Consider the following 23,411-nt stretch of genomic DNA (forward strand, 5'->3'; position numbering starts at 1 on the left):
ACGCTGGCCATCATCTCCACTATCCGCGCAGAGTGCGTACCGCGATGACGAATCGGTCGAGATCCTCGAAGCTGACGAAGGCGTGCGGGGAGGCGCGGACCACGGAGCTCAGGGCGCGGTTGGTCATATCGAGCAGGGTGGAGGAGCGGTGGCTGACGGTGACCGTGATGGATTGTTCGGCCAGTAGGTCGCGGACCCGCACGGGTTCCAGGCCGTCGACAGTGAACGACACGATGCCCGCGTGCTGCACGCCGCTGTCGCGGACGCTGACGCCCGGAATCTCGGGCAGGAGTTTGCGTAGATAGGCGGCGCGTTCGGCGATGGCCGCGTAGACGAGTTCCGGGCCGAGCGTGAGCAGGTAGTCGACGGCCGCGCCGAGGCCGAGGCGGCCCGCGACATCGCATTCCCAGAATTCGAAGCGGCCGGCGTCGGGGGCGAGGCTGTATTCGGCGGGCGCGGTCCATTGGGCGCTGTGCAGGTCGAGGCGGCTCGGCTCCAGGGTGGCGGCGAGTTCCGGCCGCACGTACAGGAAGCCGGTGCCGCGCGGCCCGCGCAGCCATTTGCGGCCCGTCGCGGACAGTGCGTCCACATTCAGCGCCTCGACATCGAGGGTCAGCTGACCGGCGGACTGGCAGGCGTCGAGCAGCACCAGGGCGCCCGCGCGGCGGGCGATCGCCGCCGCTTCGGCCACCGGATTCGCCAGCCCGCCATTGGTCGGTACGTGGATGAGCGACACCAGCTTCACGCGCTCGTCGACCATGGCCTCGAGCGCCTCCAGGTCGAGTTGACCGTTCGCGTCGCTGGGGATGGCTTCGACGGTCGCGCCGGTGTGCCGGGCCCGCTGCAGGGCGGCAATCGCATTGCTGGCGTAGTCCGCGCCGGAGATGAGGATCCGGTCGCCGGGGGCCAGCGGCACCGAGTAGAAGAAGTCCGCCCAGGAGCGGCTGGCGCTGTCGCTGAGTGCGATCGAGGCCGGGCTCGCGTTGAGGAGCCGCCCGATGCTGGTCTTGACGGCGTTCAGATCCGCCAGCCGTTCATTCGCTGCGCGATAGCCGCCGACCTCGGCCTCCCGGTACAGGTGGGCGATCTCGGTGTCGACAACCACCCGCGGCGGCAGGGAGGAACCGGCGCTGTCCAGGAATACTTGGCTTTCGCAACCAGGGGTGTCGGCGCGGAGCTGCGCGAGATTCAGCATGTACGCGACCCTAGCGCCTGTAATCCCGGTCGGCGGGCGGCGATAAACGATCATGACGGTTGCCCGCGACGATCATGCGGGTGGCCGGGAATCCACGAACTCGCCTGCGGTGTTCACTGATTCGTCAGGTTTGTTTGTCGGACTCCCTCGCTACTCTGGATTGATCGGTGTCCGCACGGAGGCCGGTAGGGGGAGAGAGTGGAGGTTGTCATGGCTGTCACCGCATCTCCAGCCGATCTGGCACGGGAGGCCGCACCGGTCGCCGGCCGTCGAAGACAGCTACCGCCGGGTGAATTCTCCTCCCGGGCGGCGGCCGAGGCCTATATCGGCGGTGTCTGTTTCAAGCAGGGCCCACCGGCGCTCATCGGCGCCGAACTGGAATGGCTCACCGCGCAGGGTGAGTATTCGGCGTCCGCCCCGCGTCCCGAGCTCGCCACGCTCGCCGACGCACTCGGACCGTATGCGCCACGGTCCCTGTCTCCTGAGTCCCCCGCTCTGGCACTGCCCGGGGGCAGCCGGGTCACGATCGAACCCGGCGGTCAGATCGAACTGTCCAGTGCCCCGTTCGGAACCGCCGCCGAACTGTGCGAGAGCCTGCGGATCGACGCGGCCCGCCTCCGGGAACTCCTCGAATCCCGTTCCATCAGAACTTTTTCCGCCGCCGCGGACGCTTTCCGCGCGCCGCGCCGCCTGCTCCAGCTGCCGCGCTACTGCGCCATGGAGAACACCTTCGCCAATATCGGGCCGTTCGGCGCGCTCATGATGTGCAATACGGCCGCCACCCAGGTCAGCGTGGATGCCGGAGCCGATCCGGACGAGGTCGCCGCGCGCTGGACGGCGCTGTACACCATCGGCCCGGCGCTGCTCGCCGCCTTCGCCTGCTCACCCGTGCTGCACGGTGCGCCGCCGGGGCAGTGGGCGTCGCAGCGCATGCGGGCCTGGCTGCGTCTCGATCATCTGCGCACGCGACCATCCGTGCACGACTGGCCGGGCCCGATCGCCGGATACGGCCACTGGGCGCTGGATGTGCCGCTGCTCTGCGTGCGCTCCGAGGGCGAGGATTGGTCGCCGCCGCCCGGGGCCACCTTCGCCGACTGGCTGTGCGGTGCGCTGGACGACGAGCTCGGCCGCCGCCCCGATCACACCGATCTCGACTATCACCTGACCACGGTGTTCCCGCCGGTCCGCGCGGGCGGGCATCTCGAAGTCCGCTATATCGACGCCCAGCCCGGCGACTCGTGGTCGGTGCCGATCCATGCGATCGATGCCCTCATGTCCACGCCCGCAACGGTTTCCGAGGCCACCGCGCTGGCGAAACCCGTGGCCGAACTGTGGACGGAGGCCGCCCGCCACGGCCTCGCCGACCCCGAATTGCGTGCTGTCGCAGTCTCGCTGCTCGAACTGGCCACCGAGTTCGCCGCGACCCGCACCGCCGCACTCGAATTGGCCGCCGCCGCGCAGCGATGTCGCAGCGGTCGCACGCCCCTCGAAGATTTCGAATCCGGAGTTCTCTCATGACTGTTCAGCATGTGCCGGGCACGGATCGTGCCGAGACCGAACGCCTTCGCGAGCGAATCGCGGACGTACTGGAACGAGCGCGCCGCCGCACCACCGGCCTCACCGACTGTGTGGACGAAGCCGAACTGGTCGCACAGCATTCGCGCATCATGAGCCCGCTGGTGTGGGATCTCGCGCATATCGGCAATCAGGAAGAACTGTGGCTGGTGCGTGACGTGGGCGGCCGGGAGCCGGTCCGCGAGGATATCGACCACCTCTACGACGCCTTCAAACACGCGCGCGCCGACCGCCCCGCCCTGCCGCTGCTGAATCCGGGGCAGGCCCGCGACTATGTGGGGCAGGTGCGCCGCAAGGTCTGGGATGTGCTGGAGCACAGTCCTTTACGCGGTGACGCGTTGGTCTCCGAGGGTTTCGCCTTCGGCATGATCGCCCAGCACGAACAGCAGCACGACGAGACCATGCTGGCCACACACCAGCTGCGCACCGGCGACGCGGTGCTCGCCGCGCCGGACACACCCGCCGCCCGGATCACCGTGCGCGGTGAAGTCGTCATCCCCGCAGGCGAATTCACGATGGGCACCGACACCGACCCTTGGGCACTGGACAACGAGCGCCCCGCGCACCCCGTCCACGTCCCCGCCTTCGCGATCGACGCCGCACCCGTCACCAATGAGCAGTATCTGGCCTTCCTGGCCGACGGCGGCTACGACCGCCCCGAACTGTGGTCCGAACGCGGCTGGGCGCATCGCGTGGAGGCCGGTCTGGTCTCCCCGCAGTTCTGGGAGCAGGACGGCGGAGGTCATTGGTGGCGAAGGGTTTTCGGCACCATGCGCCCGCTGCGCCCGCATCAGCCGGTGGTGCACGTCTGCTTCTTCGAGGCCGAGGCCTACGCGAACTGGGCGGGTAAACGCCTGCCCACCGAGGCCGAATGGGAGAAGGCGGCCCGCCACGACCCCGCCACCGGTCGCTCGCACCGCTACCCGTGGGGCGACACCGACCCCGACGAGTACCTCGCGAACCTGGGCCAGCGCCACCTCGAACCGGCCGATGTCGGGGCCTACCCCGAGGGCGCGTCCCCGCTCGGCGTGCACCAGCTCATCGGTGACGTATGGGAGTGGACCAGTTCGGGTTTCGACCCGTACCCGGGTTTCGAGTTCTTCCCCTACCGCGAGTACTCCGAGGTCTTCTGGGGCGGCGACTACAAGGTCCTGCGCGGCGGCTCCTTCGCCGCCGACCAGGTCGCGGTCCGCGGCACCTTCCGCAACTGGGACCACCCCATCCGCCGCCAGATCTTCGCCGGTTTCCGCCTGGCCCGAGACCTCCGCCCGGAGGATCTCTGATGTGCCGCCACCTCGCCTACCTCGGCCCACCCACCCCGGTAGGCGAGCTCCTCACCCGAGGCCCGCACTCCTTACGCACCCAGTCCTGGGCTCCGCGTGAAATGCGCGGCGGCGGAACGATCAACGCCGACGGCTTCGGGGTGGCCTGGTGGCTCCCCGCCGAAGCCGCCCCCGAGGATCACGGCGCGGGCGTCACCTGGCACGGCGGCGCGCGCCCCGACCCGGTGGACGAGGCACGCGCTGCAGCCGCCGCGGCGCAGGAACATCCCGCCGGTGCACCGACCGTGAGCCGATACCGCAATGCCGCGCCGATCTGGACCGACCCCGCCGTGGAAGAGGTACTGCCGCAACTGCGTTCGCGCGCGGTGCTGGCGGCGATCCGTTCCGCCACGGTGGGCATGCCCGTGGAACGTGCGGCCTGTGCGCCGTTCACCTACGGGCGCTGGGCCTTCAGCCACAACGGCGCGATCCCGGACTGGCGGCGGGCACTGAGCACCGTTGCCGCACAGTTCGATTCGCCGTCTCTCCTGGAGGCGGAAGCGCTGACCGATTCGGCGGCGCTGTGGGTGATCCTGCGCCGCCTGCTCGAACGCGGGGCATCGCACCCCGGAGCCGCCGCGGCTCCGGACGACGTGTTGCGCCGGGTGACGGCGGCCGTCCTGGCCGAATCACCCAGGGCGCGACTGAATCTGCTGTTGGGAGACGGCGAGACAATCTGGGCCACCACCTGGCACCACTCGCTGTCGGTACGTGTCACCGATGAGTACGCCGTGGTGGCGTCCGAACCGTATGACGACGACCCGCGCTGGGAAGCGATCGGGGATCGAATGCTGGTTCGGGTACGCCCCGGCTGGAAATCGGTGGATTCGCTGGAAAACGAACTCGGAAGGGCCACTTCATGACCCCGGCAACGCTCGACATCCACCTCACCGACGAGGACCTGACCGCCGCCCTGCGCAAGGACGTGCGCGAAGGCCTCACCGCCACCCCGAAGTCCCTGCCGCCCAAATGGTTCTACGACGCCCGCGGCAGTGAACTCTTCGAGCAGATCACCGCGTTGCCCGAGTACTACCCCACCCGCACCGAACGCGCCCTGCTGGAACGCGTGGTCGGCGAGATCGCCCAGATCGCCCAGGCCGAGGTCCTGGTCGAGCTGGGCGCGGGCTCGGCAGCCAAAACCCGTCTGCTGCTCGACGCCCTCACCTCCGGTGGCCCCCTGAAGAAGTATGTCCCCCAGGATGTTTCGGTCTCCGCCCTGCGCGAAGCCGCCGATCAGGTGGCGGTCGAATTCCCCGGCCTCTCCGTGCACGGCGTAGTCAGCGACTTCACCGCCACCCTCGACAACCTCCCCCGAGGCGGCCGCCGCATGATCGCCTTCCTCGGCGGCACCATCGGCAACCTCATCCCCTCCGAACGAGCCGAATTCCTCTCCGGCATCCACGAAGTCCTGGAGCCCGGCGAACAGTTGCTCCTCGGCGCGGGCCTGGTGATCGACCCGTCCATCCTGGTCCCCGCCTACGACGACGCCGCAGGCGTCACCGCCGAGTTCAACCGCAATGTCCTGCACGTCCTCAATGCCCGTCTGGGCGCCGACTTCGACCCCTCCCGCTTCGACCATGTAGCCCTCTGGGACGCCGAGAACGAATGGATCGAAATGCGCCTGCGAGCCACCGCCGACATGAGTGTCACCATCCCCGCCCTGAACCTGACCGTAGACTTCACCGCCGGCGAACAAATGCGCACCGAAATCTCCGCCAAATTCCGCCGCGAGACCCTCGAATCCGAACTGGCCACAGCCGGTTTCACCGCCGAAAGAACCTGGACAGACCCCGACACCCGCTTCGCCCTGGTCCTGGCCGAACGCCGCTGACCCCACTCCCCGCCGTGGAGTGCCGCACGGGACTCCACGGCGGTGGTCGAGTCCCCTCGACCGGCTACCTCACCACGTCGTCGGCAATCAGTGTGCGGATCTCCGTGTGTGGATCGCCTGCTGAATCAGGGCATGCGCCGATTCGCCTCTGACGGACTGTCTCGCGAGGGTGTGGAACGCCTTTTCGTACAGCGCTATCTCACGGGGTTGGGTGATGGTGAGTTCGGCGCTTACGGTCTCAACTTGGACCTGGCTGGTGTCGTACATCAGGAAGTTGGTCGCTGGGGCTTTGAAGTGTGCCGTTCGCGGCACTATTCCCACGCCGACTCGGGACGAACGAACCTGTGTTGCAAGGTATTCGAGCTGACCGGTCATGATGTTGCCGGACCCGACAGTTGTGTACAGGGCTTGTTCGGCGATGACGAAGTGGAATCGCCTTGTCCCCTTTCGGAGGACGCGTTGACGCTCCATGCGGACGGCGACGGCTGCCGCGAGATCATCCGGGCTACCGATGAACTCGATGCACTCCCGCAGGACTGCTGTCGCATAGTCCCTGGTTTGCAGGAGTCCGGGTATAAGGTCTGGGTCGTAGCCACGGATCCATCGGGATTCAGCTTCGGTCCGCGCGATCTTCTTCTGAGCGTTGTGTGACTGGATTCGTTTCCATTCCAGCCAGGCCGCTTCGACACTCCGGACCGAGGCGATCAAGTCGGTGACTTCGTGCGCAGAGTTCGTCAGTTCACACCATGTGCGGATGTCCTGCTCGGTCGGTGTCTGCCGGCCATGTTCATATCTGGAAACCTTCGAGTTCTGCCAGCCCGCGAGCTCGGCCAGCGCCCGGCCCGTCAGGCCGGCCTGTTTGCGCAGCTCACGCAGCCGCGCACCCAGTGTTTCTCGTGCTTGCTGGACGTTGCTCACTGTGCGATGTGGTATTCCACGTGCGGTGTCGCCAGAACCCACACCTCGTCGCGGACGCTTCGGCAGTATTCGCTGATTCGCGGGTCGCGAGTGACCGCGAATCCTCCCAGAGTGCCGTCCACGCGGAAGGCTGTGAATGCCACGACGTCGTCGTCGAACAACCACCAGTCATCGGCTGTCAGGTTATCTGCGTTGATCAAATGCCTTGGAAGCCAGCGGATGTCCTCTCCGGAATCGAGATTCGTCCCTGTCGTGGCCAACAAGAACCTCGTGTAGTCGGTGTGAGGTTCGGTCACCACCCGGACCCTTTGTACCTGCCGTCCCGAGTCGGTGACCTCTCGCATCAGGTCATCCCAGTGCCGCCACGCAGGGTCGTACTCGAACTCGCCGGTCCGCAGGAACCTCGCCAAAGCCTCGGCTTCGTCCTCGACCGCGTAGTCGTCCTGCACCTCCAGATGGAATGCCCGAGACCGGCATTCCCTGAACAGTCGCTCTTGCTCTTCAACGGTGAGTAGTTGCATCGTCCGGGCGAACCTCCTTTCCGATCGGCACCTCGATACTGCGCTCTCCGGCCGGTGCGCCGATCGTGTTCAGCGCGGCCGGATCGGTCAGGGGTTCGCCTTCGAGGAAGAACGTCCCGTGTCCGGTATCTCGGAGCAGCGTACCGAGGCAGGTTCCACGCTCGAGGTAGGACAGCAATCGATGAGGGATCTCGATGTGGCGGGAGTTTCGTTCTGGGACTTCCCAACCCAGTACCACGTAGGTGTCTCTGTCGGAGGCATACAGGGTCGGCGAACCGCCGTTGCGTGTATCTACTCCAAGAAGGCGAAGCAGCATGACCGGACCTCACAGTCGGAGTTGTCGAAAACCTGTATCTGAGGGTGATCCGGAACCACAGGTCCGGTCAATGGTTCGGAGGCGATTGCTGCAAACATCTGCAAATCGCTGGTAGATGCGATGCACCTATTCATATTCTCGGTTGATGAGTTGGCATACAAGGCTCTTTGAGTTCCCCGGCGGTCTGCTGGAGATCAACTCCTACGGAGACCAGGCCGATGGGTCCGGCGTCTATCTGGAACATATCGGTCGACGCGACGAGTGCGACCGTGGCGAGGAACGGCAGGGGGAAGGAATGCGGTACAGGCCAACGTGTCTCGGGTATCTGCGGACGGATGTGTCGGGGGTGGGGCAGCTTTGGGATCAGGCGCAGATACGGAAGGTGGCGGAGCGGTTGGGGTACGACTTCGCGGATATGGTGGTTTATGACCCGCGGTTCGGGCGGCCGCCGTTGGCTCGGTTGCGGGCGCAGGTGACTCGGCTTGCGGCGGAGGCTGTTGTGGTGCCGAGCGTGGAGCATTTCGTGGGTGGGGTGATACCGGGGGAGTTGGTGCGACGGGTGGATGTGGTGACGGTGTCGCCGGAGGGGGTTACTTCTGGTCGGTGACCGCTGCCAGGAATTCTTGTAGGGGGCGGAGTTGTTCCCAGGCGGCGCGGACTTCTGCGGCGGCGCGGGGGGTGGGGAGCCAGGTGGGGGAGCCGAATTCTTTTCCGGCGGTGAGGGATTTGTGACGGAGGAGATCGATGCGGGGGTGGTCGATCGCGAATCCCTTGGGTTTGGTGGCGAGTTTGTCGCCGCCGATGGTGTAGCCGGACGAAATCAGCTGGGCAAGAATGGTTTCCAGTTCGGGCCCGCGCACATCGTCGTCGATGGCGGTGCGGAGGGCGGCCAGTTGGGCGGGGGAGGCGGCGTAGAGGCCGCCTGCTACGAAGAGGCCGGCGGCGCTGATGTGGACGTACCAGCCGGAGGTGGAGGCGGTGTGGATCACCGCGCCCTGGTGGGTTTTGTAGGGGGACTTGTCTTTCGAGAAGCGGACGTCGCGGTACGGGCGGAAGATCTTGGCGGGGCCGAAGTCCGGTTCCAGGTCGGCGACCAACGCCTGCAGGGGGTCGCGGACGGACTCCTCCCAGACCTTCTTGTTGGCGTTCCAGAAGGCTTTGCTGTTGTCGGCTTCCAGGTCTTCGTAGAAGTCGAGTCCAGTCAGGGGGAAACCGGTGAACTTCGGCATGGATGAACTATAGGGAACCGGTTATTCGCCGATGTCGTCGACGATGTCCATGGCCGCCAGTTCGGCGGGGCGGTCGTCTTCGTCCTTGCGTTCCTCGCGGCCGCGGCGGCGAGTCCATTCCTGGTCGAGTTCGGCGGCGATGCCGAGGCGGCCGGTGTCGTCGTTCTCGCGGTTGCGGATGACCAGGTCCGCGGGCGGGTCGGCGATGTAGCGCTCGTACTCGCGGATCTCGTCTTCCTGGTCGTCGTCGCCGAGGTCGTAGTCGAGGTTCTCGATATCGTCGGTGTCGAAGACCTCGTCCATCAGCTGGTCGTCGTTGTCGCCGCTTCGATCGGCCATGACGAAACCACCTCTCCGCGCTGCAGCGCACCCGTAGCTAACCGCTGAGTTCGGCTTCAACGCTACCGCCGTACCCCGGCCCGGCACTAGATTGCTGCCTTTTTCACAGCAAAACGCCCCTCCCGAACCGGAAGGGGCGTTCGTGCGGCTAATCGGTGTCGGACTACGCGCTGCCGTTGAAAAGGCCGGTGACGGAGCCGTTTTCGAACACCTCGCGGATGGTCTGCGCCAGCAGCGGGGCGATGGAGAGAACGGTCAGCGTCGGGAACTTCTTGGCTTCCTCGATCGGCAGGGTGTTGGTCACCACGACCTCCTTGGCGCCGCAGTTGGCCAGGCGCTCGGAGGCCGGGGCCGACAGGATGCCGTGGGTGGCGGCGATGACCACGTCGACCGCGCCGGCTTCCTTGAGCACCTTGACCGCGCCGGCGATGGTGCCACCGGTGTCGATCATGTCGTCGATCAGGATGCAGGTGCGGCCCTCGACCTCACCGACCACGCGGTTCGCGACGATCTGGTTGGGCACCAGCGGGTCGCGGGTCTTGTGGATGAACGCCAGCGGCGCGTCACCGAGGTTGTTGGCCCACTTCTCGGCGACCTTCACGCGGCCCGCGTCCGGGGACACGACGGTGATGTTGTCGAGCGGGTAGTTGTTGCGGATGTGCTCGACCAGCTGCACCTGCGCGTGCATGTGATCGACCGGGCCGTCGAAGAAGCCCTGGATCTGATCGGTGTGCAGGTCGACGGTGATGATGCGGTCGACGCCGGCGGTCTTGAGCAGGTCGGCGATGAGGCGAGCGGAGATGGGCTCGCGGCCGCGGTGCTTCTTGTCCTGGCGGGCGTAGGGGTAGAAGGGCAGCACCGAGGTGATGCGCTTGGCCGAGCCGCGCTTCAAAGCGTCGATCATGATCAGGTGTTCCATGACCCACTGGTTCAGCGGGGCCGGGAAGGACTGGAGCACGAAGGCGTCGGAGCCGCGAACCGATTCCTCGAACCGGACGAAGGTCTCACCGTTGGCGAAGTCGCGCGCGGTCTGCGGGGTGACGTGGACGTTGAGTTCCTTGGCCACCGCCTCGGCGAGCTCTGGATGAGCGCGTCCGGAGAACAGCATCAGGTTCTTCTGGTTGTCGGTAGAGAACGCGGTCACGGACGTTCGCCATCCTTTTGCTCGTTGGTCTGCTCGGTAGCCGCTAAGGCTGATTCGGCTGCCTTGGCGGCAGCGGTGCCGGGTCGCTTGCGCTGCACCCAGCCGTCGATATTGCGCTGCGCTCCGCCCGACACCGCGAGAGCCCCCGGCGGAACATTTCTACGCAGCACAGTACCTGCTGCGGTATACGCGCCGTCACCCACCGTTACCGGTGCGACAAACATATTGTCGCTTCCCGTTCGCACATGGGAGCCGACCACGGTGTGGTGCTTGTGCACCCCGTCGTAGTTGACGAACACGCTCGACGCGCCGATGTTGCTGGACTCGCCGATGGTGGCGTCGCCGACATACGTGAGATGCGGGACCTTGGACTTGGCCCCGATGGTGGCGTTCTTGGTCTCGACGAAGGTGCCGATCTTCCCGGATTCGCCGAGCTGAGTGCCGGGCCGCAGATACGCGAACGGGCCGACGTTCGCGCCCGGACCGATGCTGGACTTCTCGCCGTGCGTGCGGATCACCTTCGCGCCCGCGCCGACCGTCACATCGGTGAGCGTGCAGTCGGGGCCGATCTCGGCGTCCTCACCGATCACCGTGTCGCCCAGCAGCTGCACGTTCGGCCGGATGATCGCGTCGCGTTCGATGACCACGCCGCCGTCGATCCACGTGGTGGCCGGATCGATGATGGTCACACCGGAGCGCATGTGCCGCTCGACGATGTACCGGTTGAGCGTGCGCCCCGCGTCGGCCAGCTGCACGCGGTCGTTGACGCCGGTCACCTTGGCCGAATCCACCAGGCGCGCACCGTGAACCGGGTGACCGGCCTCGCGCGCCAGCTTCAGCACATCGGTGAGGTACAGCTCGTGGCGGGCATTGGCGGTGTCGATGCGCCCGATCATGACGCGCAGCACCGCGGCGTCGAAAACGTAGACGCCGGAATTGACTTCGGTGATTCCGGCCTGTTCCGGAGTGGCGTCGGCGTGCTCGACGATCTCCATGACATGGCCCTCGGCGTCACGCACGATGCGCCCGTAGCCGTTGGGATCCTCGGGCTCGAAGGTGAGCACGGTGACGGCCGATTTGTCGGCGTAACTGCGGTGCTCGTCGAGCAGGGCGGTGAGCGTATGCCCGTCCAGCAGAGGCACATCCGCGTAGGTGACCAGCAGATCGCCGCTGAAGTCCTCGGGTACCGCGGTGAGCGCGCACTGCACGGCGTGCCCGGTGCCGCGCTGTTCCTCCTGGACCGCCAGGGTGATCTCGCGACCCAGTTCGGCGGCTTCCTTGCCGACCGCGGTGCCGACGGCTTCGCGGTCGTGTCCGACGACGGTGATCAGATACGCGGGGTCGATCTCGTTCGCCGCATGCAGCGCGTGCGCGAGCATGCTGCGGCCGGCCAGCGGGTGCAACACCTTGGGGGTCTTGGACCGCATTCGGGTTCCGGCTCCGGCGGCGAGAACGACGACGGCGGTCTGCTGTGGCATGGATCTCCCTCGGCTGCGCGTCATCGTGCTGAGTGCTGGTTGTGCTGGGCCACAGTTGTGCTGCGTCAGCTATGTGCCGGGGCAACGATAGTGCCCCTGCTCGCGAGCTCCGCCGCCAGGACTCGAACCTGGACTAACTGAACCAAAATCAGTGGTGCTGCCATTACACTACGGCGGATCGACGCCAGCGGACCGTACGGTACGCGCGGCTTACATCATTGGCATGCGCCTAGATACTCGCATACTAGGCCGCCGAAACGCGATTCTTATGCCCGCACATGTTCGACGGCGGGGTGATGCGGCTTCCAGGTCAAGTGTCTGGAACAGTTGTGGGGACAGTCGGGAGATACGCAGGGAGGCGGGACGATGGCTTCGGGTGAGCCACAGCGGGGGGTCCGGCAGCGTATGACCGGCACGCAGCGCCGGCAGCAATTGATCGAGATCGGGCGCGCGCTGTTCGCGGAGCGGGGCTACGACGCGACCTCGATCGAGGAGATCGCGCAGCGGGCGCAGGTGTCCAAACCGGTCGTGTACGAACACTTCGGGGGCAAGGAGGGTTTGTACGCGGTCGTGGTGGATCGCGAGATGTCCACGCTGCTCGAGATGATCCGAACGTCGCTGACGCAGAACCGTTCCCGGGTGCGGCTGGAACAGGTGGCGCTGGCGTTGCTCACCTATATGGAGGAGCGCACCGACGGCTTCCGCATCCTCATGCGCGATCAGCCGGTGTCCGCGGCGGAGGGCACGTACTCGAGCCTGCTGAACGAGGCGGTGAATCAGGTCGCGCACATCCTCGCCGGGGATTTCGAGCGGCGTGGTTTCAATACCGAGCTCACCACGCTGTACGCCCAAGCCCTGGTGGGAATGGTTGCGACAGCGGCGACCTGGTGGCTCGACGAGCGGCAGCCGTCCAAGGAAGTGGTGGCCGCGCATCTGGTGAATCTGTGCTGGAACGGGCTCACGCATCTGGAGCCGGAGCCCGAGTTGGCGTCCGAATGGCCCAGCGGCAAAGGGCTATCGAACCCAACGGTCTGAAATATTCGGCGGATGGGGCCGGAACTGGACAGTTAGCCAATGAATTGCGATGGAGGACGGGTCGAATGCTCGAATCGGCTGGCATCCTGCCGTCGGATGGTACGGTTCACCCATCCTACGTGTGCTGTTCGAACTGTGGTGTCGGTCTACTTCGGGATGGCGGTCTACTTCAGGATGGCTGGTTTGATGACAGGCGGATCTGATGGCTAGGCAAGCGCGTGCGGAGATCACTCGCGATTCCGTGCTCGCGGGCGCAGCCGATGTCTTTCTGCGACTTGGCTACGCGAACGCGAGCCTGTCCGAGATCATCGCGCAGTCCAATGTGACCAAGGGCGCCTTGTACTTTCACTTCGGATCCAAGGAAGAACTGGCCCGCGCGGTCGTCGATCAGGGCAACGAGCGACTGATCAGCGCCTGCCAGGGTTTCTTCGATCCGCGCGTGCCCGCGCTCGAGGCGTGTATCGGGATCACCTACGTGGTGGCGGATCTGACCATGAACGATCCCATGGTCGGGGCCATGCTCAAACTCACCCACCAGATCGGTGACTACCGGGGCGCGGCCGGCGACAACATCGCCAAAACCTGGGGCGAAACGCACCGTTTGCTCGCCGAACGCGCCATTGCCCAGGGCGATTTGAAGCATGATCTCGACCCGGAAACCATCGGCCTGCTCCTGCAGGAGATGACCACGGGCGTCCATATCGTCGCGGTCTCCACCGAGTCCATCGACCAGATGGCCACGCGCATGGAACGGGCCTGGTTCTTCCTGCTCCCGTCCATCGTCCCGGACGAAAAGGTCGCGTACTTCCGGGAATTCGCCGCACGTAGGCTCCGCCGCTACGTGCAGTAGTAACTTCACATCGATTCGGCCCCGGTGTCTCTTTTGAGAGCCGGTGTCTCATTTGCGCGCGTCCTGCTTTCGGTCGGTTCCGGGCGTGGGATGCGCGAAGCAATGGCGGTGAACGAAGCTGTCAGTTCGGGCTTATAGACTCGGTTGGCCGTTCTGAACACCTGACCTGTGCCCAGGAGTCTGCCCAATGTCGACCAATCGCCCACCTTTGGCGGGACTGGCCGCGGTGGCCGGTGCCGATACCGCTCTTCAGCAGGTGAAAAGCCTGATCGGGCGGGATACGGCCATGCTGGTCGCGCCCTCGGCCGTGCGGCCGTTCGTGGCCGCGACCATTGCCGAGCAGCGGCCACTGGTCGTGGTGACGGCCACCGGGCGCGAGGCCGACGATCTGACGGTCGAGCTCACCGAGATCCTCGGCGACACCGTCGCGCTGTTCCCGTCCTGGGAGACGCTGCCGCACGAGCGACTGTCGCCGGGCGCGGACACCATCGGCAAGCGCCTGCAGGTGCTGCGCCGACTGGCCCATCCGGAAGACGGCGTGTACGCGGAGCCGCTGCGGGTCGTGGTCACCACGGTGCGCTCGCTCATGCAGCCCATGGCACAGGGTCTGGGCGATATCGAACCCATCGTGCTGCGCGTCGGGGCCGAACACGATTTCGACGAATTGCTCACGCGGCTGGTGGAATTCGCCTACGAACGGGTCGACATGGTCGGCAAGCGCGGTGAGTTCGCCGTGCGCGGCGGCATTCTCGACCTGTTCCCGTCCACCGCCGATCATCCGGTGCGCGTGGAGTTCTGGGGCGACGAGGTGTCCGAGTTGCGCGCCTTCTCCATCGCCGATCAACGCTCTATCGCCGAGGTGCCGGTGGAACTGGTGGTGGCCCAGCCGTGCCGGGAACTGCTGCTCACCAACGAACTTCGCGAAACGGCCGCCCGGGTGGCCGCCGAGAATCCGGCCGACGCCGCCCTGGTGGAGATGCTGGAGAAGATCGCGCAGGGGGTCGCGGTCGAGGGCATGGAGGCGCTGCTGCCCGTGCTGCAGCCGGGTGAGCTGCAACTGCTCGTCGACGCGCTGCCCGCGGAAACCCATGTGCTGCTGTGTGATCCGGAGAAGGTCCGCACCCGTGCCGCCGATCTGGTGCGCACCGGGCAGGAATTCCTGGAGGCGTCCTGGACGGCGGCCTCCTTCGGCGGGGCCGCGCCGCTGGGCGCGCACGGCCTCGACCTCGGGGCCTCGGCCTATCGCGGGCTCGATGTGGTGCACGCCGACGCCGAGAAGCGCGGCCTGCCGTGGTGGACGCTGAGTCCGCTGGCCGCCGACGATCCGAACGAGATCCCGCTGCCGGTGCTCTCCGCGCCGTCCGCGCGCGGCTCCGAGGAACTGGTCGCCACCCTCTTCGCGTCGCTGCGCGCGCATGTCGCCACCGGCGGCCGCGCGGTCATCGTGGTGGCGGGACACGGTACGGCGCAACGCATTCTGGAACGGCTCGCCGACGCCGAGGTGCCCGCGGCGGCCCTGGACGCCGGTGCGGAACCGGTGCGCGGACTGGTCGGCGTGCTGTGCGGTTCCCTGCACGACGGCATCGTCTTCGACGACGCCAAGCTCGTGGTGATCGCCGAATCCGATCTCACGGGCAACCGCGTCACCGCGCCCGGCGAGGGCAAGAAGCTGCCCGCCCGCCGCCGCAACCAGGTCGACCCGCTGGCCCTGTCCGCCGGGGACATGGTGGTGCACGATCAGCACGGCATCGGCCGCTTCGTGGAGATGATCGAGCGCACCGTGGGTGGCGCGCGCCGCGAATACCTGGTCATCGAGTACGCGCCGAGCAAGCGCGGGCAGCCCGGCGACCGCCTGTTCGTGCCCATGGACTCCCTCGACCAGCTCTCCCGCTATGTCGGCGGTGAGATGCCGAGCCTGTCCAAACTCGGCGGCTCCGACTGGGCGAATACGAAACGCAAGGCGCGCAAGGCCGTTCGCGAGATCGCCACCGAACTCGTGCAGCTCTACGCCGCCCGCCAGGCCGCCCCCGGTCACGCCTTCGGCCCCGACACGCCGTGGCAGCAGGAGATGGAGGACGCCTTCGCGTTCACCGAGACGGCCGACCAGCTCTCCGCCATCGCCGAGGTGAAGGCGGATATGGAGAAGCCCGTCCCGATGGACCGCGTGGTCTGCGGCGACGTCGGCTACGGCAAGACCGAGATCGCCGTGCGCGCCGCCTTCAAGGCCGTACAGGACGGCAAGCAGGTCGTGGTGCTGGTGCCGACAACCCTGCTGGCACAACAGCATCTGCAGACCTTCACCGAGCGCATGGCCGGCTTCCCGGTCACCGTGAAGGGCCTGTCCCGCTTCACAGACGCCGCCGAATCCCGCGAGATCCTCGAGGGCATGGCCGCCGGTGAGGTGGACATCGTGGTCGGCACGCACCGCCTCATCCAGACCGGCGTGCGCTGGAAGGATCTCGGCCTGGTCATCGTCGACGAGGAGCAGCGCTTCGGCGTCGAGCACAAGGAGCACATCAAGGCGCTGCGCACGCACGTGGACGTGCTCACCATGTCCGCCACGCCGATTCCGCGCACCCTGGAGATGAGCCTGGCGGGCATCCGCGAGATGTCGACCATCCTCACCCCGCCCGAGGAACGGCATCCGATCCTCACCTACGTGGGCGCCTACAACGACAAGCAGGTCGCCGCGGCCGTGCGCCGCGAGCTGCTACGCGACGGCCAGGTGTTCTACGTGCACAACCGGGTGGCCTCGATCGACAAGGCGGCCAAGCGGATTCGCGAGCTGGTGCCGGAGGCGCGGGTGGTGGTCGCGCACGGCCAGATGAACGAGGACACCCTGGAGAAGACCGTGCAGGGCTTCTGGGAGCGGGAATTCGATGTGCTGGTGTGCACCACCATCATCGAGACCGGCCTCGACATCTCCAACGCCAATACGCTGATCGTGGAGCGCGCCGACGCGCTGGGCCTGTCGCAGCTGCACCAGCTGCGCGGTCGTGTCGGCCGGAGCCGCGAGCGCGGTTACGCGTATTTCCTGTACCCGCCCGAGAAGCCGCTCACCGAAACGGCGTACGACCGCTTGGCCACGATTTCGCAGAACTCCGATCTGGGCGCGGGTATGGCCGTCGCCATGAAGGATCTCGAAATCCGCGGTGCGGGCAATGTGCTCGGCGCGGAACAGTCCGGCCATGTGGCCGGTGTCGGCTTCGACCTGTACGTGCGCCTGGTCGGCGAGGCCGTCGAGGCCTACCGCGCCGCGGCCGACGGCAAGCCCATCACGGTGGACGAGGAGGCCAAGGAGGTCCGCATCGATCTCCCGGTCGACGCGCACATCCCGCCCGACTACATCGCCTCCGACCGCCTGCGCCTGGAGGGCTACCGCAAACTGGCCACGGCACAGGATGATTCGGCGCTGGCCGGCGTGGTGGAGGAGTTCGTCGACCGCTACGGCCCGCTCCCGGTGGAGGTGGGCCGCCTGGTCTCGGTGGCCAAACTCCGGCTGCTGGCCCGCGAGTACGGCCTCACCGAAATCGGTGTCACCGGAACCACATTGAAGGTCTCCCCGCTGCAACTGCCCGACTCCAAGCAGCTGCGCCTCAAGCGTCTCTACCCCAACGCCACCTACCGCGCCGCCACCGGCATCGTGCAGCTCCCGCTCCCGCGGGTGGAGGACAGCGTCGGCGCGGCCCGCGTCCGCGATGTGCAGCTGCTGCAGTTCGTCGCCGACCTCCTCCTCGCCCTGGACGGCAAAGCCCCCGGCGCGGTGGATGTTCGAGTCGAAACCGAGGTGAGCGCGGTCCGATGAGCACCGCAGCCGAGCCGGATCCCCTCACCGCGGCGCTCGACAAGACCGTCCGGATGGCCGAGACCCTCGCCGACACCGCGCGCATGACCGAGGCGCTCGGGGAGGCCGTCGAGGTGATGGACCGGCTGTGGAGTTTCGGCGGCTGGGAGGTCACCCAGACGCACGACTCGCTGCGGCCCTATCTGCTCGAGGAAACCTACGAGCTGCTCGACGCCATTCAGGCCGCCGATGCCGAGACCATCCGGGAGGAGCTGGGCGATCTGCTGCTGCAGGTGCTCTTCCACTCCCGGATCGCCGAGGCCGCAGGCGAATTCACCGTCGCCGACGTGGCCGCCACCCTGGTCGGCAAGCTGGTGCATCGCAGCCCGCACCTGCTCGACGAGTCCATCGGCGTGGACGCCACCGCCGAGGAGAAGATCGCCGCGCAGGAACGCGCCTGGGAGGAACGCAAATCCGCGGAGAAGGCGCGCCGCTCCTGTCTGGACGGCATCGCCATGGCTCAGCCCGCGCTGGCGCTGGCGGAGAAGGTCCGCTCCCGCAGCGGCCAGGCCGGGCTCCCCGAGGAGCTCGTCCCCGAGGAGCTGCGCGTGATCCATCTCGGTGGTCCGGGCAGTGCCGAAGAGCGCCTGCGCAAGGCCACTCTCGACTTCGCCGCCGCCGTCCGCGCCGCCGAGGACGCCGCCGAAGCCGAGCGCGGTGAACGGCTGCGCCTCACCGGGGACGAGTGGCGGCGCTACTGGCCGCGCAGCTGACCGCCTCGCCGTTCCGGCTGAGAGCAGCCCGAATGGCGAGGGCGAATTGCGGCAGTGTTGCCTCGGCCCACTTTGGGCTAGCGTCTTCGGTGTGCACGAGGCAGGACGCGAGGCGAGGACCGAGTACTACCCGTCGAAATCGGGAGCGATCGGCGCGCTAGCGTTCTGTCTGATGATGGCGGCGCTACCCGCGTTCCTGGTGTTCGACGGCGCGGAACCGCTGGTGTGGCGGCTGCTGGGCGGTTTCGCCATGCTGCTCTTCGGCATCGGCGTGATCGCCATGGTGGACGAGCTGTTCCGCCCGCGGCCGACGCTCATCATCACCGACGAGGGCTTCACCTACCTGGGCTATCCGCATATCACCTGGTCGGAGGTGGAGCGGGTGCGCACGCGCATCGGCCGACTACGCGGGAAGGGCCGCGAGGAGCGGTTCGCCGAGGTGGTGCTGCGCGATCCGGGGGAATTCCGTTCCCGCGTGGTGGCTTTGGGTGATGTGCGCGCCAAGCGCGCGATGGATCAGCCGCTCTACATCGTGCCGGAGCGGCTGGCGGTGCCGGTGCCCGAGGTGGTGGAGGCCATGGCCGAGCACTGTCCGACGCTGGTGATCAGTTCCGGTGAAACCACCGAATCGGCTCCCGCGCAACGCCGTTCGGCCGATCGCGCGATGGTGGAGACGGCCCTGCGGGCCGCGCTCACCGATATCCTGCCCGCCGGTTGGCAGTTCGCGGTCATGTGGTTCGCGCTCATCGGCGATGACGGGCATGCCGGGTTGCAAGTGCAGACGGCCGCGGACGAGGTCGAGGATCTGACCCCGTCGGAGGAGATTCTCACGCTGCTCAACCGGTACAAGGACATCTGCTACGACCAGATGACCGGCACCTGGCTGAGCGGGCAGATCGCGGTCAAGGCGGGCGTGGATCAGGTGAAGTTCGAGGTGTCCTTCACCGAGGTGCCCGACTGGCTGCCCACTCCCGACGCCGAGGAATGCCGCCGCGAGCTCAAGGCCTATCCGCGTGCGGGCGACGAGATTCCGGGTTGGATGCGCGAACGCATTTCGTGATCCACTTTCCGAAGCACACAGGCTGGTCACGAGCCGGGCGTTGCGGCCGTGTAGCCCGCTATGCTTCTGCTGATTTCGGTCGAAGGAGGACCAATGCGGGGGCGAAGTGCCGTCATGTGCGTGGCTCTGCTGTTTCTGGTGACGGGGTGCGGCAAGGTCATCAGCGGGACGGCGACGCCGGATCCGGCCGTGGCCAAGCTGCCGCGGCTGACGCCGGACAAGATCGCCGATGTCATGCTGACCACCGATGAGGTCGGAAAGATCGTCGCTGCAACGGGTTTGACGCAGAAGTTCGAGAACACGGTGCCGACCAAGCCGAACTTCACCTACAACCCGGCCGACTGCGCGCCCATGATGTACACCGGTGATCTGGACACCTACGGCGAGAAGTGGACGGGGTACCGGCTGCGTTCGCTGCAGGAGCCGGGCGACAGCTACCAGCACGCCGTCTATCAGACGGTCACCACCTTCCACAGCTTTCTGACCGCGGAGGCGCTGGTCACCCAGTACCGCGATGTGCTGGCGAAGTGCGATGGCAAGAATGTCACGAATACGCCCAAGGATTCCGGCGGCAAGGCCAGCGTGCTGCTGGTGACCAAGGTGCCGCACAATTCGGATCCCTCGGCCTTCTCGGTGGATTGGACGGTCTCCTCCGAGGGCAGCACCTGGGTCTGCTCGGACACCATTCGCACCATGGGCAATGCGGTGATCGAGGTGTCGAGTTGCTCCTACGCCGATGCCCGGACCTCCGCGGTGATCGCCGACAAGATCGCCACCAAGATCAAGCAGCGGTGATCCCGCCGGGGCGGCCGTTTCGGCGGGTGCTCGGAGAAACAGCAACGGGCGCTGCCCAATCGGAAGACCCTTCCCGAGTGGGCAGCGCCCGTGGCGCGTCATCCGCGAATGATCAGACGTTCACGCCGTAGTCGCGGGCGATGCCCGCCAGGCCGGAGGCGTACCCCTGGCCGATGGCGCGGAACTTCCATTCGACGCCGTGCCGGTACAGCTCGCCGAACACCATGGCGGTTTCGGTCGAGGCGTCCTCGGTCAGGTCGAACCGGGCCAGTTCGGTGCCGGTGAAGGCGTCCACCACGCGGATGTACGCGTTGCGGATCTGACCGAAGGACTGCCGCCGGTTCTCGGCGTCATGGATGGACACCGGGAAGAAGATGTTGGTGATCGTCGGCGGCATGGCCGCCAGGTCGACGTTGATCACCTCGTCGTCACCCTCGCCGGCGCCGGTGAGGTTGTCACCGGTGTGCTCGATGGTGCCTTCCGGCGAACGCAGGTTGTTGTAGAAAATGAAGTGGCCGTCCGACAACACCCGCTGATTGGACCCGCAGGCCAGTGCGCTCGCATCCAGGTCGTAGTCCGCACCGGTGGTGGTGCGCACGTCCCACCCGAGTCCCACCGCGACCTTGGTCAGGTTGGGGGCCTGCTTGGACAGCGAAACATTTCCGCCCTTGGCCAGGCTGACGCTCATGATCTCCTTCCCCGCGACGTCTTCACGCCGCATCCCTTCCAGATTATGGTCGATTCGGAGGTCCGGCGGGTGCGATCACATTCGCCCGGAACCGTAGGTACCACGGGATTTGCCCGAAATGTCCGATTCCGATTCGGTCCGCCGAACCTGTCCGAGACCGTCAGTTGCGTTCCGCCGCCATGGCTTTCAACGTCGCCACTCGTGATTCCAGATACCGCAGCTCAGTGGGATCGAGCACAGTGCGCCGAATCCCCCCGGCCACCGCGAACGCGGACTGCCGATGATCGTCGATCTCCTCCACGTCCAGTGCGACCGCCACATAGTCGTCCGCGCCGGGCATGGGATCGGCGATCACCCGCGCCTTGCCGCGCGCGCACAGGGCCACATTGCCGCCGCCCAGGATCAACAGGGCGACATCGGGACGCTCCCGCAGCCGGGCCAATGACCCGCGATCGAATTTCAGACTCAGCAGGATACGTCTGTCGCCCGCGCGTACGGGCCAGGAGACGGGGATCGCGTGTGGCGCCGGATCGGTGGTGACCAGGACCGCGATCGTATCCAAAGGCCATTCCGGCAGAACGGTGAGACAGGGGTGGTCGGAATCCTGCGTCGAGGGCTCCTGACGTTCCCGCGCTTCGGCTACCATCTTGCGTCACCTCACGATCGGGTATTACACAGTGGGCTGGACTGTGTTGCCACGAGTGTATGCCGTTGTGGCAGTGGTCCGCTGGCGACCGAATTCCCCCGCCCGGATCGCCTTCGGAGTCCGACTTGTCGGTAACGAACGTGAAAACACATCCGGACCTGCGGGTGAACCGATTGACGAGAAGCGGTTACGGCCTCATCATTCGTTACAGTCCCTCGTCCAATCGAGGTCTTGCGAGTAACCGGCCGATGACCGTCCGGTGAAGATCGTCCGCCCAGTTCCGGCGTAGACGAACGCAGCAGCATCGCGCACAACAGGTTTCGCGGCACGCCGGGGTGCGGTCGCGTAGGTGGCAGTTGAGACACGTGAGGTGGGAACGGCACAGAGAGAGCGGAGACGGTGATGGTGGATTCGGGTTCGGGGCAGCGGCCGGACATGGTGGCGATGGTGGGGCAGGCGACGGTGGCGAATCTGGTGGTGTCGACGGCGGTGCTGGACGACCTGCGTCATCTCCGGGGTGAGATGGCGGCGGCGGAGGTGCCGTATCTGCTGGTGCGGGATGCGTCGCACCGGCTGGTGCTGGCGGTGGACAGTGTGTACCGATCCGCGCTGCGCCGCGTGCTGGGCGCGGCCATGGTGGCGGGCTTCAGCTGTAACGAGAAGCAGCACAATGTGTTCCGGCTCGGCCGAGATCTGGACCCGGCGCACCACGTGGATATCGAACTGTGGGAGTACCACGGCGACACCGTGGAGTGCCCCCGCCCGAATGCCTTGACCCGCAACGTCTTCGATATCGCCGATGTCGAGATGACGACGGTGCTGCTGTACGACGCCAGCTGGCCCACCCTGGCCGGCATGTTCGCCCCGCACACTACCGACGTCGGCTTCGACATCGACATCGTGTTCTCCTGGGTGGACGGCTCCGATCCCGAATTCCGCGCTCGCCGTGCGGGAATGCTCGCACAGGTGGTGGTCGGCGAGGGCGACGACGCGGATGCCCGCATCCGCCAGATCGACGAACTGCGCTACGCGCTGCGCTCGGTGCACAAGAACGCGCCCTGGATCCGGCGCATCTTCATCTGCACCGACTCCCGCATCCCCGACTGGCTCGCCGACGATCCGAAGGTGACGATCGTCCGTGCGGTGGACCACTTCTCGGATGTCAGCGGTCTGCCGGTGTTCAACTCGCACGCCATCGAAGCCCAGCTCCAGCACATCGACGGGCTGTCCGAGCACTTCCTGTACTCCAACGACGACATGTTCTTCGCCCGCCCGGTGCGCCCGTCCATGTTCTTCACCCCGTCGGGCATCAGCCGCTACATCGAGGCGGGCACCCGCATCGGACCGGGCGGAAACAACGAGCGCCGCAGCGGATTCGAGAACGCCGCCCGGATGAACCGCCGCCTGCTGGCCGAACGCTTCGGGCACGTCATCATCCGCCACCTCGAGCACACTCCGGTTCCCCTGCGCCGCAGCGTTCTCCGCGAAATGGAGCAGACCTTCCCCGCGGACTTCGCCCGCACCGCCGCCAGCCGATTCCGTTCCGCCACCGACATTTCCGTGACGAACTCGCTCTACCACTACTACGCCCTGCTCACCGGCCGCGCCGTCCCGCAGGAGGCCGCCAAGATGCGCTACGTGGACACCACGCTCTACACCGGCCTGGCCCTGCTCGACGGCCTGGAGAAGCGTCGCAACGTCGACTTCTTCTGCCTCAACGACGGCAGCTTCCCGGAGGTCCCGGAGACCGACCGGGTGCGCGCTGTCTCCCAGTTCCTCGACACGTACTTCCCGGACCCCGCGCCCTGGGAGAAACCGGACACCGTGGCGGGCAGCATGAGCGCCTACGAATCCGGCGCTGCCTGACGCGCACCGGGTGTGGTCCGGACGAGTGCTCGTCCGGCGGTTTCCG

General features: G+C 66.7%; 22 protein-coding genes and 1 tRNA gene. 12 read left to right on the plus strand and 11 right to left on the minus strand.

The window, feature by feature from the left end:
• Nucleotides 1-19 precede the first annotated feature (19 nt).
• A complete protein-coding gene (locus tag JK358_RS34625) occupies nt 20-1,195 on the minus strand; it encodes an aminotransferase class V-fold PLP-dependent enzyme (protein WP_201956281.1) in 1,176 nt (391 codons plus the stop codon).
• 210 nt (nt 1,196-1,405) lie between these two features.
• On the opposite strand from JK358_RS34625, the gene egtA reads away from it, so the two are divergent.
• The 4 genes from egtA to egtD are packed head-to-tail and all read left to right on the plus strand — an operon-like array spanning nt 1,406 to nt 5,923.
• On the plus strand, nt 1,406-2,713 hold the full coding sequence (gene egtA, locus JK358_RS34630; RefSeq protein WP_201956295.1) for an ergothioneine biosynthesis glutamate--cysteine ligase EgtA: 1,308 nt from the start codon (nt 1,406-1,408) through the stop codon (nt 2,711-2,713).
• On the plus strand, nt 2,710-4,053 hold the full coding sequence (gene egtB / locus JK358_RS34635) for an ergothioneine biosynthesis protein EgtB (RefSeq protein WP_201956317.1): 1,344 nt from the start codon (nt 2,710-2,712) through the stop codon (nt 4,051-4,053). Before egtA ends, egtB begins: the two co-directional genes overlap by 4 nt.
• Complete coding sequence (locus tag JK358_RS34640; protein WP_201956320.1) at nt 4,053-4,955, plus strand: class II glutamine amidotransferase; 903 nt, start codon at nt 4,053-4,055, stop codon at nt 4,953-4,955. The genes egtB and JK358_RS34640 overlap by 1 nt, the downstream gene beginning before the upstream one ends.
• Nucleotides 4,952-5,923, plus strand: coding sequence for an L-histidine N(alpha)-methyltransferase (gene egtD, locus JK358_RS34645; protein ID WP_201956332.1), 972 nt, complete (start codon nt 4,952-4,954; stop codon nt 5,921-5,923). Before JK358_RS34640 ends, egtD begins: the two co-directional genes overlap by 4 nt.
• A gap of 87 nt (nt 5,924-6,010) precedes the next feature.
• On the opposite strand, the gene JK358_RS34650 is transcribed toward egtD, so the two are convergent.
• From JK358_RS34650 to JK358_RS34660, 3 genes are read right to left on the minus strand one after another with little or no spacing between them, the layout of a single operon-like run.
• Nucleotides 6,011-6,841 (minus strand): helix-turn-helix domain-containing protein, encoded by an 831-nt coding sequence (locus tag JK358_RS34650; protein WP_201956335.1) that lies wholly within the window; start codon nt 6,839-6,841, stop codon nt 6,011-6,013.
• The gene (locus JK358_RS34655; RefSeq protein ID WP_201956338.1) at nt 6,838-7,362 is read right to left on the minus strand and encodes a DUF6879 family protein; all 525 of its coding nucleotides are present in this window, start codon (nt 7,360-7,362) and stop codon (nt 6,838-6,840) included. Before JK358_RS34655 ends, JK358_RS34650 begins: the two co-directional genes overlap by 4 nt.
• Nucleotides 7,343-7,678, minus strand: coding sequence for a hypothetical protein (locus JK358_RS34660; RefSeq protein ID WP_201956341.1), 336 nt, complete (start codon nt 7,676-7,678; stop codon nt 7,343-7,345). The genes JK358_RS34655 and JK358_RS34660 overlap by 20 nt, the downstream gene beginning before the upstream one ends.
• A gap of 145 nt (nt 7,679-7,823) precedes the next feature.
• Between JK358_RS34660 and JK358_RS34665 the strand changes: the two genes are divergently transcribed.
• Complete coding sequence (locus JK358_RS34665) at nt 7,824-8,285, plus strand: hypothetical protein (RefSeq protein ID WP_232852409.1); 462 nt, start codon at nt 7,824-7,826, stop codon at nt 8,283-8,285.
• On the opposite strand, the gene JK358_RS34670 is transcribed toward JK358_RS34665, so the two are convergent.
• From JK358_RS34670 to JK358_RS34690, 5 genes are all read right to left on the minus strand, one after another.
• On the minus strand, nt 8,269-8,907 hold the full coding sequence (locus JK358_RS34670; RefSeq protein WP_201956343.1) for a DUF2461 domain-containing protein: 639 nt from the start codon (nt 8,905-8,907) through the stop codon (nt 8,269-8,271). The genes JK358_RS34665 and JK358_RS34670 overlap by 17 nt on opposite strands.
• Before the next feature lie 21 nt (nt 8,908-8,928).
• Nucleotides 8,929-9,246, minus strand: a complete 318-nt coding sequence (locus JK358_RS34675; protein ID WP_232852410.1) for a hypothetical protein — start codon at nt 9,244-9,246, stop codon at nt 8,929-8,931.
• Nucleotides 9,247-9,409: 163 nt separating this feature from the next.
• A complete protein-coding gene (locus JK358_RS34680; protein WP_201956346.1) occupies nt 9,410-10,390 on the minus strand; it encodes a ribose-phosphate diphosphokinase in 981 nt (326 codons plus the stop codon).
• Entirely contained in the window at nt 10,387-11,868 is a 1,482-nt protein-coding gene (gene glmU, locus JK358_RS34685) for a bifunctional UDP-N-acetylglucosamine diphosphorylase/glucosamine-1-phosphate N-acetyltransferase GlmU (protein ID WP_201956350.1), read from the minus strand. The genes JK358_RS34680 and glmU overlap by 4 nt, the downstream gene beginning before the upstream one ends.
• Before the next feature lie 107 nt (nt 11,869-11,975).
• Nucleotides 11,976-12,046, minus strand: a tRNA-Gln gene (locus JK358_RS34690).
• A 188-nt stretch (nt 12,047-12,234) separates the two neighbouring features.
• Between JK358_RS34690 and JK358_RS34695 the strand changes: the two genes are divergently transcribed.
• From JK358_RS34695 to JK358_RS34720, 6 genes are all read left to right on the plus strand, one after another.
• On the plus strand, nt 12,235-12,903 hold the full coding sequence (locus JK358_RS34695; protein ID WP_232852411.1) for a TetR/AcrR family transcriptional regulator: 669 nt from the start codon (nt 12,235-12,237) through the stop codon (nt 12,901-12,903).
• A gap of 202 nt (nt 12,904-13,105) precedes the next feature.
• Nucleotides 13,106-13,753: a TetR family transcriptional regulator gene (locus JK358_RS34700; protein WP_201956354.1), complete on the plus strand. Its 648-nt coding sequence runs from the start codon at nt 13,106-13,108 to the stop codon at nt 13,751-13,753.
• Nucleotides 13,754-13,940: 187 nt separating this feature from the next.
• On the plus strand, nt 13,941-17,558 hold the full coding sequence (gene mfd, locus JK358_RS34705; protein WP_201956356.1) for a transcription-repair coupling factor: 3,618 nt from the start codon (nt 13,941-13,943) through the stop codon (nt 17,556-17,558).
• 53 nt (nt 17,559-17,611) lie between these two features.
• Entirely contained in the window at nt 17,612-18,310 is a 699-nt protein-coding gene (locus JK358_RS34710) for a nucleoside triphosphate pyrophosphohydrolase (protein WP_232852432.1), read from the plus strand.
• Nucleotides 18,311-18,401: 91 nt separating this feature from the next.
• Nucleotides 18,402-19,370, plus strand: coding sequence for an STM3941 family protein (locus JK358_RS34715; RefSeq protein ID WP_201956359.1), 969 nt, complete (start codon nt 18,402-18,404; stop codon nt 19,368-19,370).
• A gap of 93 nt (nt 19,371-19,463) precedes the next feature.
• The gene (locus tag JK358_RS34720) at nt 19,464-20,165 is read left to right on the plus strand and encodes a sensor domain-containing protein (RefSeq protein ID WP_201956361.1); all 702 of its coding nucleotides are present in this window, start codon (nt 19,464-19,466) and stop codon (nt 20,163-20,165) included.
• Nucleotides 20,166-20,277: 112 nt separating this feature from the next.
• Here the strand turns inward: JK358_RS34720 and JK358_RS34725 are convergent, their stop codons facing one another.
• Both JK358_RS34725 and JK358_RS34730 read right to left on the minus strand, forming a co-directional pair.
• Complete coding sequence (locus JK358_RS34725; protein WP_201956548.1) at nt 20,278-20,853, minus strand: TerD family protein; 576 nt, start codon at nt 20,851-20,853, stop codon at nt 20,278-20,280.
• Between the two features lie 160 nt (nt 20,854-21,013).
• Nucleotides 21,014-21,499 (minus strand): hypothetical protein, encoded by a 486-nt coding sequence (locus JK358_RS34730; RefSeq protein WP_201956364.1) that lies wholly within the window; start codon nt 21,497-21,499, stop codon nt 21,014-21,016.
• Nucleotides 21,500-21,934: 435 nt separating this feature from the next.
• Here JK358_RS34730 and JK358_RS34735 point away from each other — a divergent pair, with 435 nt between their 5' ends.
• Complete coding sequence (locus tag JK358_RS34735) at nt 21,935-23,365, plus strand: stealth family protein (protein ID WP_307817885.1); 1,431 nt, start codon at nt 21,935-21,937, stop codon at nt 23,363-23,365.
• Nucleotides 23,366-23,411: the final 46 nt, after the last annotated feature.

Origin of the sequence: Nocardia acididurans (genome assembly GCF_016741815.1) — a bacterium.
Taxonomy (GTDB): domain Bacteria; phylum Actinomycetota; class Actinomycetes; order Mycobacteriales; family Mycobacteriaceae; genus Nocardia; species Nocardia acididurans.